We start from the raw sequence: 13,038 nt of genomic DNA, 5'->3' as shown, positions 1-13,038 counted from the left end.
GCAGGTTCAAACGAATCGACTTCCAACTCGAAGTATGAGCATCCAGACCGAGCGACTCGAAGACATGGGGCGCGAACTCGGCGACGCCATCGCGGGGACGCCGGAGTACGAGGCGTTCGAGGAGGCGAAGGAAGCCGTCGAGAACGACGAGGAACTGCAGGCGGAGATACGCGAGTTCCAGCAGCGCCGCGAGGAGTTCATGCTCGCCCGACAGCGAGGCGAGGCGACGCAGGAGGGCCTGGAGGAGGTCCAGACGGCGCAGCGCGAACTGCACTCGAAGGACAAGATGGCGACGTACCTGGAGGCCCAAGAGACGCTTCAGGAGCGGCTCGAAGCGGTCAACAAGGCCATCTCCGACCCCCTCGCCGTCGACTTCGGCGGCGAGGCCGGCGGCTGCTGTCAGGACTGAGCGGGGGAGACCGGACCCGCGACTTTTTCTCCGATGAGGCGGCCAGTCGCCCCATGCTCGCGATAGCCGGCGGCAAGGGCGGATGCGGCAAGACCACGACGGCGCTCGGGTTGGCCGTCGCCCTCGACGGTCCGACCCTCGTCGTCGACGCCGACGCCGACATGCCGAACCTCCACGCGATGGCGGGCGTCCCGCGCGACCCGCCCGCGCCGGATGCCGACTCGGACCCGAATCGGAATCCCGACCCGAACTGGAACCCGAACTCCCTCGGTCACCGCCACCCCGACCACGACGGGGTGAGAGTCTGTCCGGCACCGGCGGCGTCGGGCGAAGCGAGACGAACGGCCGGAGGAGGGCGGACGGACGACGGAACGACCGCGCGCCTCGACCGAGTCCGCGAGGCCGCGCCGGACGCGGGAACGGTGCTGGTCGACTGTCCCGCCGGCGCGGGGCCGGACGCCGCCGCGCCCGTACGCGCGGCGGACGGCGTCCTCCTCGTCGCGTCCGCGTGCGCCCCCTCCCTGCGCGACGCGGCGAAGACGGGGGCGACGGCCCGAGCGCTGGGAACGCCCGTCGTCGGCGCCGTCCTCACCCGCTCGCGGCTGTCGCCGGCGAGCGTCGAGTCGCTGCTCGGGTGTCCCCTTCTCGGCGTCGTCCCCCCCGTCGACCCGCCCGTGCTGGACGACGCGCGCGTCGGGAGCGCGTACCGAGACGTGGCAGTCAGTCTACAGCATCACAAAGACATAATATAGCTGACTGTCTGTATACGTGTCGTGTCCGACCGACTGACGACCGGTATCACGGTCCTCGACCGCGAACTCGGCGGCGGCATCCCGGCGGGGAGCATCGTCGCCCTGTTGGCCGACCCGGCCAGTCAGTCCGAACTGTTCCTCTACGAACTCACCGCCGTCCGCGGGACGCTGTATCTGACGACCGTCCGCTCGGATCAGGCGGTCGAAGACGCCATCTCGCGCACGCGAACGCGCGTCGGGTCGCCCACCGTCCGCGACGTGGGCGCGGAGGCGCCCCTCGACGCGGCGAACAAACTCGTCCGCGACCTGCCGGAGGGCGCGAACCTCATCGTGGACGTGGTGGACGTGTTGGAGGCGGCCGACCCCGTTCGGTACCGGGCGTTCCTGAACGGTCTCCAGACGCACATGGTGAATACCGGCGGCCTCGCCGTCCTCCACGGGATGAAGGGGGACGCGCCGACGAACCGACGGTACACCGAACACATGGCCGACGTGGTGTTCGACCTGCGGACGGCCGTCGACGGCGCGGAGATAGAGAATCGCTTGGCCGTCCCGAAGTTCCGCGGCGGCCGCGCCCCGGAGGAGACCATCAAACTCCGCCTCAGCGAGCAGGTGGCCGTCGACACCAGCCGCGACATCGCCTGATTCGAGCTATTTCGACCCGCTCAGACCGCGTAATAGAGGAGCGTCGCGACGGTCAGCGCGACGGTCAGCGCCGACCAGTTGCGGACGCTGGCGAGTGCGTCCACCCCCGTCCGCTTGGCGACGAGGTACGCGAAGTAGGGAACCAGCGGCGCGAGACGGACGAGAAAGGAGACGTCGCGGTTCAGGACGAACTGGAGGACGAGCGTCAATCCGACCGTACACCCGGCGGCGACGGCGGCCAGTTTCAGGTCGTCGGTGGGGACGGACGTCGGCGGCGACTCCTCGGACATGGCTCTCGGTGTTGCTGGGCGGGTGTCGCAAAAGAAAGCGCTGGTTCGAGTTCGACTGCGAGCGTCCGCGCTACTCCTCGTCGGCGTCCGCTTCGACGTCGAGGTCGCCCTCTTCGAGTTCCTCGACGAGTTCGTCGGCGTCGACGTCGACGTCCTCCATGGCGTCCTCGATGTCCTCGGCGTCGGCGCCGCCGCCCATGCCGCCCATCATACCGCCCATGCCGCCCATCATGCCGCCCATGCCGTCGATGGTCTCCTGGACGATGACGCGGTCGAGGTCGAGACGGTCCATGAGGTCCTGTGCGATCTGCTGCTTCGAGAACATCCACTGCTGGTTCATCGTCATCTGCTGGGTGGCCTCGATGTACAGCGTCTCCTTTTCGGTCGTGACCGTCTCCGTCTCGGGTTCGGCGTCGTCGTCCTCGTCGTCGGACTCGACGACCTGCTCTTCTTCCTCCTCGTCGGTCTGGATCCAGACCTCGGGGACCTGCTGGAGGTACATGCCGAGGAGGCCCTCGGCCTGCTCCTCGCGGTCGTCGACGAGTTCGAGAATCTCGTACTCGTACTCGAGGTCCTCGCCGGCGAGGGGGTGGTTGAAGTTGACGCGGGCGCGGCCGCCGATGATGGTCTCGATGCGGCCCTGGTCGCCGTCGACCTGCACCTGCGCGCCGGGGTAGCGGTCGTCCTCGTCTATCTTGTTGGCGCTGACCGTGCGCACCTCGTCGTCGTCGAACTCGCCGAACGCCTCGGCGGCCGGAATCTCGACGGTGCCGGTGTCGCCCACCTCGGCGCCGACGAGAGCGTCGTCGACCGACTCGAAGATGTGGCCCGCGCCGACGATGATGACGCGGGGTTCGAAGTCGTACTCGTCGGTGTCTATCTCGGCCTCCTCGGCCACCTCCTCGTCGGTCGTGTCGACGACGGTGTCGTCTTCGACCGTTCGGACCGTGTAGGCGAGGCGGACGAAGTCGCCGTCCTGAATCCCGCCCTCGGTCTCCTCCTCGGCGACCTCTTCTTCGACGTCCTCCGCTGCATCGGCCTCCGCCTCGGCGGCCTCCGCCTGCTGTTCGTCACTCATACGCGCAACAATACCCGTGCGACCCTTAAGAATCACGTTTCGTCGATGGCCCGAACGGACCGCTCACGACCGCACGATCGACGCGTTCGGCCGCGGCGGTCGACGCCGTCTCGCGGTCCCGGCCGCCCGGAGGACCGCCGCGTCGCCCGTCTACCGTCGTCTCGGCTCTTCCGAACGACCGGACGGGCGCGGAAGCGAACGTTTATGGCCGATACTGTAATAATAGTTAATGATAGGTGAGTGTTGACATGGCACAGGAAGCGCTGTTCGCCGGTCTCGTCTTCGGAGTCGCCCTCGCGGCCGCCGTCGTCCTCACCGGTCGGGGGCGGCGAGAGTACTCCGTCGCCGGCGGGTGGTCGACGCGGACGGGGACGGGCACGCGGCCGTCGGCGCTGTCCCGGGCCGCCGACAGTCCCGCGGCGTGGACCGCCGCGTTCGTCGTCGTCGCATTGGCGTTCGGCGGGGCCGGCGTCCTGTTCGTCGCCGGTGGGGACGTGCCGGCCGAACTGGCCGCCGCGGGCGGGGCGTTCCTCCTCGCCGCCGCGGTGCTCGTCTTCGCCCTCTACGTCTTCTACGGGACGTTCGTCTCCGCGCGCGGTCGGGGGCTGAAGAACGCGCAGGCCGCCCTGCTGGGGGTGTGGGCGCTCGGGTCGCTGTTCGTCCTCGCCGTCACCCTCAAACTGCTCGGCGCGTTCTGACCCGCGACCGTGTCCTCCGACCGCGCTCGTTCCGCCCGACTCCCCGCCCGTCTCGGGTCGCTCGCCCTCGTCGCTGCGCTGGGAGCGACGCTGTACTCCCGTCCGGCGCTCGCGCACGCGGGGTCGCTTGCCGGGTCGCTCCGCTCGGCGCCCGCCCCGTTCTGGCTGGTCCTCCTCTCCGGCGGCGGCGTCGTCGGCGTCTCCTTTCTGTTCTCCAGTTTCGTCACCGACGCCGCGGCGCTGGACGCGTTCGCCCGCCCGCGCCGTCCCCTCCGCGTTGGACGCCGCGCGGCCGCGGAACGGGTCCGTCGGCTCCTCGGGTGGGCGGCCGTCGCCGTCCTCGCGCTCGTGGTGTGGGCGGGACTCGCCGGGCCGCGGGCGCCGCTGGCGAACCTCGCCGTCCTGGTCGTCTGGGTCGGCTGGTGGGCCGGCTTCACGATGTTCACCTACCTCGTCGTCGACGCGTGGCCGGTCGTGAACCCGTGGCGGACGCTCGCGCGCGCCGTCCGCCGGGCCGCCCCCGGGGCACCGGGCCGCGCGTCCGCCCGACTGCCCGAACGTCTCGGCGCGTGGCCGAGCGTCCTCGGCCTCCTCGCCCTCGTCTGGGTCGAGGTGGAGAGCCCCGTCGCCTCGGACCCGCGCGTCCTCTCCGCCGCCGTCCTCGCCTACACCGTCGTCACCGTCGCCGGGGCGGCGCGCTACGGGTCGGCGTGGTTCGAGCGCGTCGACCCCGTCTCGCGCGTCTTCCGGCTGTACGGGCTGCTCGCGCCGGTCCAGCGGACCGAGGATGGCCTCGCCGTCTTGGTGCCGGGAGCCGCGCTCGTCCGCCACCCGGCGGCGATGGCCGAGGACGACGCGGCGTTCGTCGTCGCCCTCCTCTGGGTGACGACGTACGACGGCCTCGCCGCCACTACCGCGTGGGACGGCGTGCGCGAGTCGGCCGCGGGCGTCGGCGTGCCCGGGTGGCTCCTCGGCCTCGCCCTCGCGTTCGCGGGGTTCGCCTGTTTCCTCGCCGTCTACCGCCTCGCGGCCCGTCTCGCCCGCCGAACGGCGGACACCTACGTCGCCGCGCGGTTCGTCGCCGGGTGGTTCGCGCCCGCCCTCGTCCCCATCGCCGCGGGCTACCACCTCGCGCACTTCCTCGGCTACTTCCTCGGTCTGCTCCCGGCGTTCGTCGCCGTCGCCTCGACGCCCCTCTCGCCGCCCGCGGCCGTGCCCGTCCTCGCCCTCCCGCCGTGGTTCGGCGCGGTCCAGTTGGCCGCCGTCGTCGGCGGACACCTCGTCGCCGTCTGGGTGGCGCACGCGCGGTCGTTCGACCTGTTCCCCGGCCGACTCCAACCGCTCCGGAGCCAGTACCCGTTCGTCGCCGTCACCGTTCTGTACACCGTGGTCAGCCTCTGGGTCGTCGCCCAACCCGTCGCGGAGGCGGTGCGATGAGAGAGCGCGTCCGACCCGAGACGGCGGTTCCCGACGGGGAGACGCCGCCGGCGACGTGCCCCTACTGCGGCCGCCCGTTCCGCACGGCGCGGCTTCGAGCCCTCCACGTCGGCGAGGCGCACGCGGCGCGCCGGACCGAGTCCGAGCAGGAAGCATACGAGTCCGCGGTGACGGCCGAGGAGGACGACCTCTTTCTCTACCACCTGAAAGTGGTCGCGGCGCTCGGGAGCGTCTACGCCGCGTTCGTCATCCTCGGCATCATCGGGTTCAGTATCGCCGGGTGAACCGTCCAAACCGTTCGCGTCGCGGGAGCGAGCGGGGAGGCGGAAGAACTCTCAGTGCCCCGTCTCGTCGGACTCCTCGGGGTCGGGGAGGCGGGCGACGTGCGCGGTGAGGACGCCGACGCCGGTGAGGGCGACGACGCCCCCGACGGGAACGAGCGTGGTGGTCATGCCGGCGTACTCGCCGTACAGGAGCGCTGACAGGCCGACGACGAGCGCCGCCGTCGCGGCCCCGAGCGCGAACAGCTCTGCGTCCATGTGTGTGATGTTATCATAGAACATGTTAAATGCTCGTTCCGGAACTGCGGAGGAACGAAGTGCGCCCCGTCGGAATCGGGGTTCGCATGCACCTCCGTCGTCTCCCCGCCGAGGAACCCGCCGTTCGCCGCTACGTCGAGAAGTTGTGGCTGCCCTACCACCGCGAACTGTCGCGGACCGTCGCCGACCACGGCCTCGCCGGGGACGTCGACGTCGTAGAGGAGGAGACACCCTTCCGGCTCGACCGCCTCGCCTCGGAGGACTATCGGACGTGGGTCGCCGTCGACGAGTCGGAGACGATGGGGACGGAGAGGGAGGAGGGCGAGGGGGCGTCCGTCCTGACCGACCCCGAGAGCGCGCTCACCGGGTTCGTCTCGGCGGACGTCGAGCGGTCCCCGAGCGTCTTCGACCGACCCGACAGGCTGGTCGTGGGCGATATCTACGTGCGCTCGGCGTTCCGGGGAACGGGGCTCGCGCACCGACTCGTCCGCCGGGCCGCGCGCTACGCGGAGGAGGCCGAGTGCGGCGAACTCGCCCTCGACGTGGACGCGGACAACGAGCGGGCGCGCTCGTTCTACGACTCGCTTGGATTCGAGACGCGGCGCCACCGGATGGTCGTCTCCGCCGACGAACTGTAGGGCGGGGGCGGGACCCTACTCGGCCTCGCCCCCCGTCGCCGCGACGGCGACGAGGAGGAACACGCAGGCGGCGACGACGGCGCCCGGCGCGAACACGAGGGGCCGCGAGAGCGGTCCGCCGACAACCTTCAGCATCATCACCGTGATGCCGAGCGCCATCGGGAGCGAGAACAGCAGGGCGTAGCCGAGGGCGCGCCGGTCGAACCGCCTCGCGGGCGCGCGTGTGAGACTCATCTCTCCACCTCCACCTCAGAGGATGGAGTACGACGCGGCGAACGTCAGCGCCAGCGCCGCCGCGAGGCCGATTCCGACGAGGTACGTGAGCGAACGGGGCTCCCACCGCAGGTGCTGGAAGTAGGCGGCGACGAGCACCGCCTTCGCCGCCGACAGCACCATGATGAGCGCGAACGCCGTCCAGTAGGCCAGTCCGGCGAACTCGACCAGCACTTGCACCGTCGCCGAGACGAACAACACCACGTAGATTACCGTGTACAGTTTCGTGTTCATTTTTTGTCACCTCACAGGATGTAGAACAGCGGGAAGAGGAACAGCCAGACGATGTCGACGAAGTGCCAGTAGAGGCCGAAGTACTCCACCGAACTGCTGTCCTCCAAGTAGGCCCCGCGCCACGCGCGGGCGACGAGATACAGCGTCACGATGAGACCCACGATGACGTGCGCGGCGTGCAGTCCCGTTGTGAGGAAGAACGTCGAGGCGCGCACGTTCGAGGAGAGCCACAGGCCCTCGTGGAACAGGTGGTCCCACTCGATACCCTTGTTGACGAGGAAGCCGACGCCGAGGAGGAACGTCGCGGCGAGGCTGGTGACCAGCCCCGCCCGGTTCCTCTTCTCCGCGGCGACGAGAGCGAGGACGACGGTGAAACTGCTCGTCAGGAGGAGGTAGGTGTTCACCAGCCCCGGAACCGGATTCGACGGAATCGGCTCCCACGCCGTCCACCCGAACGCCACGCGCGTGAACACGTAGGCGCCGATGAACCCGCCGAACAGCACCACGTCGCTGGCGAGGAATATCCACATTCCGACTTTCCCGTACTCCAGGCCGCTGAACGGCCACGCCTCGCCGTCGGCGAGTTCGGGGCCGTGGAACGGTTCCAGCCCCATGAACACGAGCGACCCGAGCGTGACGACGCCGCCGAGGGCGGCGGTGCCGAGGTAGAAACTCCCGGCGACACCCTCCGGGAACGACGCGTCTCGGAGGCCCGAGAGGCCGAGGAACAGGAGGAACGTCCCGGCGCCGACGACGAACGGCCAGATACTCGCGTGGCTGGCGTGCTCTTCCTGTTCGTCGTGCCGCGCCGGGGGCGTCGCCGCGTCGGCGGTGGCGACGCCGCCGTCCGTGGCGGCGTCCCCGTCTCGTTCCCCGCCGTCCGTCGCCGCCTCGCCGCCGTCGGCGGCCGCCTCCCCGCCGTCCGCCGCCGTCGACTCCTCGCGGAACCCGAGCGACCCGTCCCGGTACGTCGGCAGGCCGGGGAAGTTCTCCAACGGCGGCGGCGAGGGGACGGCCCACTCGGCGGTGGTGGCGTACTCCCAGGGGTTGTCGCCCGCCGGGTCGCCGGAGAACGCGCTCTTCGTCAGGTTGTAGAACATGATGAGAAACGAGAGGCCGAGGACGAACGCGCCGACGGTGGCGAGTTGGTGCCAGATTTGGAGGCCGGCCGAGTAGTCGAACACGCGGCGCGGCGTCTCCCACGCGACGAACAGAGGGAAGTAGAGGAGGTTGAAGCCGACGAAGTAGACGCCGAAGTGGAGTTTCCCGAGGAACTCGTCGTACATCCGCCCGGTCATCTTCGGGAACCAGTAGTACAGCCCTCCGACGAGGGCGGTGACGCCGCCGACCATCACGTAGTGGAAGTGCGCGACGACCCAGTACGTCCCTCTGAATTCGTAGTCGAGGACGATGGCGCCGAGGAAGACGCCCGTAATTCCGCCGATGATGAACAGCAGGAGGGCGCCGAACACGAACAGGAACGGCGTGGTGAAGCGTATCTTCCCCTTCAGCATCGTGTAGATGAGCGCGAACACCATCAGGTCGAACGGCAGCGAGATGCCGATGGTGGTTATCATAAAGAGCGTCTTTATCTGGAGGTTGATGGTCGTCAGGAACATGTGGTGCATCCAGACGACGAAGCTCTGGAGCGCAACCAGAACCATCGCCGCGATGAACCACTTGCGGCCGACGATGCGGCGGCCGGTGAACGTCTGGAACACCTCGGCCATCACCCCCAACGCCGGGAAGAAGACGATGTACACCTCGGGGTGGCCGAAGAACCAGAACAGGTGCGCCCACAGCATCGACCCGGCGGGCGATTCGAGCGCGAAGTAGGTCGTCCCCAGGAGCCTGTCGGAGGAGAGGATGATGAGCGCCGCCAGCAACGCGGCGAACGCGAACAGCATCATCCAGACCGTGAGGAGGATAGACCACGTGAACAGGGGGAGTTTCCTGAGCGTTAGCCCCTCCGCGCGCATCGTGTGCATCGAGGTGAGGAAGTTGACCGAGGAGACGGTGACCGACGCGACGAACAGCGTCAGCGCCAGCACCGCCGTACTCGCGCCCACGTCCGGCGTGAACGTCGGGACGTTCAGCGGCGCGTACATCGTCCACCCGCCGGCGAACGTCCCGCCCTGGAAGAAGGAGACGCCGAACAGGATGCCCGAGAAGAGGTAGAGCCAGTAGGAGAGGGCGTTCAGCCGAGGGAACGCGAGGTCCTTCGCGCCGATTTGCAGGGGGACGACGTAGTTGGCGAAGCCGAACGCGAACGGCGAGAGGAACCAGAACACCATGATGAGTCCGTGCGCGGAGACGGCCTGGTTGTACGCCAGCGGTTCCAGCACCGTCGTCGTCGGCGTCCGCGGCGCCCACAGTTGGATTCTGAGGAGCCACGCGAGCACGCCGCCGAGGACGAGGAAGAACAGCGAGGTGACGACGTAGAGGATGCCCACGTCCTTGTGATTGGTCGTGACGAACCACCGGCGGATGCTCCCCGTCGACGGGAACTCCGAGGCCGTCTCCTCGTAGTCGCTCTCCGCGGCCGGGACGGTCAGTTCGCCGACGGCCGTCGAGGCGTCCGCCCGTTCCGCGCTGCCGCCGTCGGGTCGTCGGTCCGCGGTGTTCGGTTGGTCGTCTGCAGGGTGTCCGCCGTCGGTGCGGCGTTCGTCGCTCATTTCGCCGCCTCCGCGACCGCCTCGTTCGCCGCCGTCTCGGTGCCCGACGCGCCTCCCGTGACGGACGCGTTACCCTCGGTTCCGTCGTACCACGCCTCGTACTCCCCGGGTTCCATCACGACCACCGTCGCCGTCATGAACGAGTGGCCGGACCCGCAGAGTTCGTAGCACCGAGCGGTGTAGTTGCCCGTCTCCTCGGCCCGGAACCACGTCTCCGTCTCCTGTCCGGGGATGGCGTCTGTCTTCACCCGCAACGCGGGGATACCGAAGTTGTGGAACACGTCGTCGGAGGTGACGACGAGTCTGACCGACTCGTTCTGCGGGACGTAGAGGGTGTCGGACTCGTACCCGTTCGGGTAGACGAACCGCCACCCGAACTGGTAGCCCTCCACGCGGACCTCCATCGTGTCCTCCGCCTGCGGCCCCTCCTCGACGAACAGGAGGGTCCCGTACGTCCACGAGACGAGCGAGATGACGACGACGGTGCTGAGGAAGAAGGAGGTGAACAGTTTCCGCCCGCCGCCGCTCCCGGACGGCAGTTCGCCGAGGACGGGGCGGTCGGCGTCGCTGCCTCGCCCGCCGCCCGCGCGGTACTTGTACGCGTTGTACAGCATGTAGCCGACGACGACGACGCCGACGGCGGTGCCCAACACGAGGAACACGACGAAGATGCGCTCGAAGACGAACGCGCGGGTCCCGCGCGGAATCAGGCCCGTCTGGGCGAGGACGCCGAGCCCCACGCCCGTGGTAGTAGTTGGCATGAGAGCACGAGTGGTTAATTATTATTTATACTATTTATCTGTTTTCCCGGCGGCGCGCCGGGAGTGCGGGAGGGGCGGACAGGGGGAGGTTCAGACGTCGTGCTGCGGGATGCCGGTCGTGCGGTGGAGCACCACGCCGAGCGTCAGCCCGTACACCCAGTGGGCGAGAAGCGAGAAGACGAGGAAGGAGAGGACGGTGAGGAGGCCGGCGTCCGGCCAGAACGCCGGGAGGAACCCCGTCCAGAAGAACGTCGCGAACGTCGCGCCGCGGAGGTAGCGCGGCGACTCCGGCGGGAGGAACGCCCCGAGGACGAGGAACGTCAGGGGGAGGACGACGGTGCCGCCGAACCCGAACAGGACGACGCCGAGCAACAGGGTGGGTTCGAGGCCGAAGAACGCGGCGAACCCGGCGAACCCGGTGATGGGCGCCGTCTGAAACAGTCCCAGCAGTTCGGGGATGCCGACGAGGACGGGCATCATCAGCACCGTGCCGACGAACCCGCCGGACATCGCCATCAGGACGACGCGCCCGCTGATGGGTATCTCGAACGATTCGGCCAGCGATTCCTCGGCGCCGACGGACTCCCGCTCCGCGAGCTCTCCACTCATGGTACATACTAGCACGCTCTTGTGAGTGATAAACCATTACATAGAATTTCTGAGTGTTCTGGCGGCGAGAGAGAACGTGCGTTTTTAGCCGCGGGGGGCGCCAGTCCGGGTATGTACGAGGTGGAGGTCAAACTCCGCGCGGACCACGGGACGGTTCGGGAGCGACTCGCCGAGGCGGGCGCCGTCCGCGAGGCCGGTGTCAAGCAGACAGACACCTACTACGGTGCCCCGCACCGCGACTTCGCGGAGACGGACGAGGCGCTCCGAATCCGCCGGGAGGCGCGCGTCGACGACGGCGACGGCGGAGACGAGGGGGAGACGACGAAGGTGACGTACAAAGGCCCCCTCGTCGACGAGGCGTCGAAGACGCGGAGCGAACACGAGACGACCGTCGGAGACGGCGAGAGCGTCGAGGGCATCCTCTCGGGCCTCGGCTTCGAACCGGTCGAGACGGTGGAGAAAGACCGGGAGTTCTTCGCCCTCGACGGCTACACGGTCACCCTCGACGCCGTGGCGGGCCTCGGCGAGTTCGTGGAAGTCGAGGCGGCGGCCGAGACGGAAGCGGAGATAGACGCCGTCAGAGAGGGCGCCTTCGAGGTTCTCCGCCGCCTCGGCCTCGACCCGGACGACCAGATTCGGACCTCCTACCTCGCACTCCTCCTCGCGGAGTGACCGCCCGTCCGGGGCGTATTCTCACCAGTAATACGAGAGCGGAAGAAGTTTTCCGCAAGTTATAGCACCGAGTGGGTCGGAAGGAGACGTAATGACCGAGCGGAACATCAAGATCGAGGCGGTCGAGCGACTCGCCGTCGAGGATCAGAGCGTCGAAATCGTCGAGCGGAAGGGTATCGGTCACCCCGACTCCATCGCCGACGGCATCGCGGAGAACGTCTCGCGGGCGCTCTCGAACCTCTATCTCGACCGGGTCGGCAAAGTCCTCCACTACAACACCGACGAGACCCAGATCGTCGCCGGCGAGTCCGCGCCCGGGTTCGGCGGGGGCGAGGTCATCGAACCCATCTACATCCTCCTCGTGGGCCGCGCGACCAAGCAGTACGACGGCGAGAAACTCCCCGTCGACGCCGTCGCCCTCGAGGCCGCGCGCGACTACCTCGCGGAGAACATCCCCGAACTGGAGTTCGGCACCGACGTCATCGTCGACGTGAAACTCGGCGAGGGCTCCGGCGACCTCCAGGACGTCTTCGGCGAGGACGCCGTCGAGGTGCCGATGTCGAACGACACCTCCTTCGGCGTCGGTCACGCCCCCCTCACCGAGACCGAGAGCATCGTGCTGAACGTCGAGCGACAGCTCAACGGCCCGTACGCGGAACGCCACCCCTACCTCGGCCCCGACGTGAAGGTGATGGGCAAGCGCGAGGACGACCAGATAGACATCACCGTCGCCGCCGCGATGGTCGACGCGTACATCGCCGACCTCGGAGAGTACAAAGAGGCCGTCGAACACGTCCGCGAGTACGTCGGCGACGTGGCCGGAGACTACACCGACCGCGAGGTGAACGTGCAGGTGAACACGGCCGACGACTACGACGAGGGCTCCATCTACCTCACCGTCACCGGCACCAGCGCCGAGATGGGCGACGACGGCTCCGTCGGCCGCGGCAACCGTGCGAACGGCCTCATCACGCCCAACCGGCCGATGAGCATGGAGGCCACCTCCGGGAAGAACCCCGTCAACCACATCGGGAAGATATACAACCTGCTGTCGACCGACGTGGCCGAATCTGTCGTCGCCGACGTCGACGGCATCCGCGACCTGCAGGTGCGCCTGCTCTCGCAGATCGGTCGTCCCATCGACGAACCCCACGTCGCCGACGCGAAAGTCGTCACCGAGGAGGGCGTCCCCCTCTCGGACATCGAGGCCGACGTGGAGGCCATCATCGACGACAAACTGGCGAACGTGACGAACGTGACGCGCCGCGTCATCGACGGCGAACTGACGACGTTCTGAGGCGAGCGACGAGCGAACGCTCCGAGTCGGC

Annotated in this window: 17 protein-coding genes; 9 read left to right on the top strand and 8 right to left on the bottom strand. The window is 68.6% G+C overall.

The genetic code is table 11. The features are described from left to right. Nucleotides 1-34 precede the first annotated feature (34 nt). Genes NDI79_RS00595 through NDI79_RS00585 form a run of 3 tightly spaced genes read left to right on the top strand, consistent with a single transcriptional unit; the run spans nt 35 to nt 1,806 of the window. Nucleotides 35-409 carry a YlbF/YmcA family competence regulator gene (locus NDI79_RS00595; RefSeq protein WP_310926508.1) on the top strand — a complete coding sequence of 125 codons (375 nt, stop codon included), beginning with the start codon at nt 35-37 and terminating at the stop codon, nt 407-409. Between the two features lie 53 nt (nt 410-462). Further along, a complete protein-coding gene (locus NDI79_RS00590; RefSeq protein ID WP_310926507.1) occupies nt 463-1,161 on the top strand; it encodes a nucleotide-binding protein in 699 nt (232 codons plus the stop codon). Nucleotides 1,162-1,182: 21 nt separating this feature from the next. Next, entirely contained in the window at nt 1,183-1,806 is a 624-nt protein-coding gene (locus NDI79_RS00585) for an RAD55 family ATPase (RefSeq protein ID WP_310926506.1), read from the top strand. Between the two features lie 20 nt (nt 1,807-1,826). On the opposite strand, the gene NDI79_RS00580 is transcribed toward NDI79_RS00585, so the two are convergent. Next, on the bottom strand, nt 1,827-2,096 hold the full coding sequence (locus NDI79_RS00580) for a DUF8049 family protein (RefSeq protein WP_310926505.1): 270 nt from the start codon (nt 2,094-2,096) through the stop codon (nt 1,827-1,829). A gap of 70 nt (nt 2,097-2,166) precedes the next feature. Further along, nucleotides 2,167-3,174: an FKBP-type peptidyl-prolyl cis-trans isomerase gene (locus NDI79_RS00575; protein WP_310926504.1), complete on the bottom strand. Its 1,008-nt coding sequence runs from the start codon at nt 3,172-3,174 to the stop codon at nt 2,167-2,169. Between the two features lie 236 nt (nt 3,175-3,410). Here NDI79_RS00575 and NDI79_RS00570 point away from each other — a divergent pair, with 236 nt between their 5' ends. From NDI79_RS00570 to NDI79_RS00560, 3 genes are read left to right on the top strand one after another with little or no spacing between them, the layout of a single operon-like run. Further along, nucleotides 3,411-3,872 (top strand): hypothetical protein, encoded by a 462-nt coding sequence (locus NDI79_RS00570; RefSeq protein ID WP_310926503.1) that lies wholly within the window; start codon nt 3,411-3,413, stop codon nt 3,870-3,872. Nucleotides 3,873-3,881: 9 nt separating this feature from the next. Next, on the top strand, nt 3,882-5,309 hold the full coding sequence (locus NDI79_RS00565) for a hypothetical protein (protein WP_310926502.1): 1,428 nt from the start codon (nt 3,882-3,884) through the stop codon (nt 5,307-5,309). Beyond that, nucleotides 5,306-5,593 (top strand): DUF7410 domain-containing protein, encoded by a 288-nt coding sequence (locus NDI79_RS00560; protein ID WP_310926501.1) that lies wholly within the window; start codon nt 5,306-5,308, stop codon nt 5,591-5,593. Before NDI79_RS00565 ends, NDI79_RS00560 begins: the two co-directional genes overlap by 4 nt. A gap of 51 nt (nt 5,594-5,644) precedes the next feature. Here the strand turns inward: NDI79_RS00560 and NDI79_RS00555 are convergent, their stop codons facing one another. Next, nucleotides 5,645-5,848: a hypothetical protein gene (locus NDI79_RS00555; RefSeq protein WP_310926500.1), complete on the bottom strand. Its 204-nt coding sequence runs from the start codon at nt 5,846-5,848 to the stop codon at nt 5,645-5,647. Between the two features lie 86 nt (nt 5,849-5,934). Here NDI79_RS00555 and NDI79_RS00550 point away from each other — a divergent pair, with 86 nt between their 5' ends. Further along, a complete protein-coding gene (locus NDI79_RS00550; protein WP_310926499.1) occupies nt 5,935-6,486 on the top strand; it encodes a GNAT family N-acetyltransferase in 552 nt (183 codons plus the stop codon). Nucleotides 6,487-6,501: 15 nt separating this feature from the next. Here NDI79_RS00550 and NDI79_RS00545 read toward each other — a convergent pair whose 3' ends face one another. The 5 genes from NDI79_RS00545 to NDI79_RS00525 all read right to left on the bottom strand — a co-directional run bounded on the left by NDI79_RS00545 (nt 6,502) and on the right by NDI79_RS00525 (nt 11,038). Beyond that, on the bottom strand, nt 6,502-6,720 hold the full coding sequence (locus NDI79_RS00545; RefSeq protein WP_310926498.1) for a hypothetical protein: 219 nt from the start codon (nt 6,718-6,720) through the stop codon (nt 6,502-6,504). 15 nt (nt 6,721-6,735) lie between these two features. Next, nucleotides 6,736-6,993: a cytochrome C oxidase subunit IV family protein gene (locus tag NDI79_RS00540; protein WP_310926497.1), complete on the bottom strand. Its 258-nt coding sequence runs from the start codon at nt 6,991-6,993 to the stop codon at nt 6,736-6,738. A gap of 11 nt (nt 6,994-7,004) precedes the next feature. After that, nucleotides 7,005-9,668 carry a cbb3-type cytochrome c oxidase subunit I gene (locus NDI79_RS00535; RefSeq protein ID WP_310926496.1) on the bottom strand — a complete coding sequence of 888 codons (2,664 nt, stop codon included), beginning with the start codon at nt 9,666-9,668 and terminating at the stop codon, nt 7,005-7,007. Beyond that, nucleotides 9,665-10,429: a cytochrome c oxidase subunit II gene (gene coxB, locus NDI79_RS00530; RefSeq protein WP_310926495.1), complete on the bottom strand. Its 765-nt coding sequence runs from the start codon at nt 10,427-10,429 to the stop codon at nt 9,665-9,667. The genes NDI79_RS00535 and coxB overlap by 4 nt, the downstream gene beginning before the upstream one ends. Before the next feature lie 90 nt (nt 10,430-10,519). Next, the gene (locus NDI79_RS00525) at nt 10,520-11,038 is read right to left on the bottom strand and encodes a DUF6789 family protein (protein ID WP_310926494.1); all 519 of its coding nucleotides are present in this window, start codon (nt 11,036-11,038) and stop codon (nt 10,520-10,522) included. 111 nt (nt 11,039-11,149) lie between these two features. Between NDI79_RS00525 and cyaB the strand changes: the two genes are divergently transcribed. Both cyaB and NDI79_RS00515 read left to right on the top strand, forming a co-directional pair. Beyond that, entirely contained in the window at nt 11,150-11,710 is a 561-nt protein-coding gene (gene cyaB / locus NDI79_RS00520) for a class IV adenylate cyclase (protein WP_310926493.1), read from the top strand. Between the two features lie 91 nt (nt 11,711-11,801). Then, nucleotides 11,802-13,007, top strand: coding sequence for a methionine adenosyltransferase (locus NDI79_RS00515; RefSeq protein WP_310926492.1), 1,206 nt, complete (start codon nt 11,802-11,804; stop codon nt 13,005-13,007). Nucleotides 13,008-13,038 lie beyond the last annotated feature (31 nt).

The sequence above is a fragment of the Halogeometricum sp. S3BR5-2 genome, from assembly GCF_031624635.1.
In the GTDB taxonomy this organism is placed as follows: Archaea; Halobacteriota; Halobacteria; order Halobacteriales; family Haloferacaceae; genus Halogeometricum; species Halogeometricum luteum.
The sequence above is the reverse complement of the archived record's forward strand: the minus strand, read 5'-3'. Positions and strand labels throughout refer to the sequence as shown.

Excerpts from the sequence above, each read along its gene's own strand:
- NDI79_RS00535 (WP_310926496.1), bottom strand. The coding sequence starts at position 9,668 with ATGAGCGACGAACGCCGCACCGACGGCGGACACCCTGCAGACGACCAA.
- NDI79_RS00525 (WP_310926494.1), bottom strand. The coding sequence starts at position 11,038 with ATGAGTGGAGAGCTCGCGGAGCGGGAGTCCGTCGGCGCCGAGGAATCG.
- cyaB (WP_310926493.1), top strand. The coding sequence starts at position 11,150 with ATGTACGAGGTGGAGGTCAAACTCCGCGCGGACCACGGGACGGTTCGG.
- NDI79_RS00575 (WP_310926504.1), bottom strand. The coding sequence starts at position 3,174 with ATGAGTGACGAACAGCAGGCGGAGGCCGCCGAGGCGGAGGCCGATGCA.
- coxB (WP_310926495.1), bottom strand. The coding sequence starts at position 10,429 with ATGCCAACTACTACCACGGGCGTGGGGCTCGGCGTCCTCGCCCAGACG.
- NDI79_RS00545 (WP_310926498.1), bottom strand. The coding sequence starts at position 6,720 with ATGAGTCTCACACGCGCGCCCGCGAGGCGGTTCGACCGGCGCGCCCTC.
- NDI79_RS00580 (WP_310926505.1), bottom strand. The coding sequence starts at position 2,096 with ATGTCCGAGGAGTCGCCGCCGACGTCCGTCCCCACCGACGACCTGAAA.
- NDI79_RS00550 (WP_310926499.1), top strand. The coding sequence starts at position 5,935 with ATGCACCTCCGTCGTCTCCCCGCCGAGGAACCCGCCGTTCGCCGCTAC.
- NDI79_RS00540 (WP_310926497.1), bottom strand. The coding sequence starts at position 6,993 with ATGAACACGAAACTGTACACGGTAATCTACGTGGTGTTGTTCGTCTCG.
- NDI79_RS00515 (WP_310926492.1), top strand. The coding sequence starts at position 11,802 with ATGACCGAGCGGAACATCAAGATCGAGGCGGTCGAGCGACTCGCCGTC.
- NDI79_RS00560 (WP_310926501.1), top strand. The coding sequence starts at position 5,306 with ATGAGAGAGCGCGTCCGACCCGAGACGGCGGTTCCCGACGGGGAGACG.
- NDI79_RS00555 (WP_310926500.1), bottom strand. The coding sequence starts at position 5,848 with ATGGACGCAGAGCTGTTCGCGCTCGGGGCCGCGACGGCGGCGCTCGTC.
- NDI79_RS00590 (WP_310926507.1), top strand. The coding sequence starts at position 463 with ATGCTCGCGATAGCCGGCGGCAAGGGCGGATGCGGCAAGACCACGACG.
- NDI79_RS00595 (WP_310926508.1), top strand. The coding sequence starts at position 35 with ATGAGCATCCAGACCGAGCGACTCGAAGACATGGGGCGCGAACTCGGC.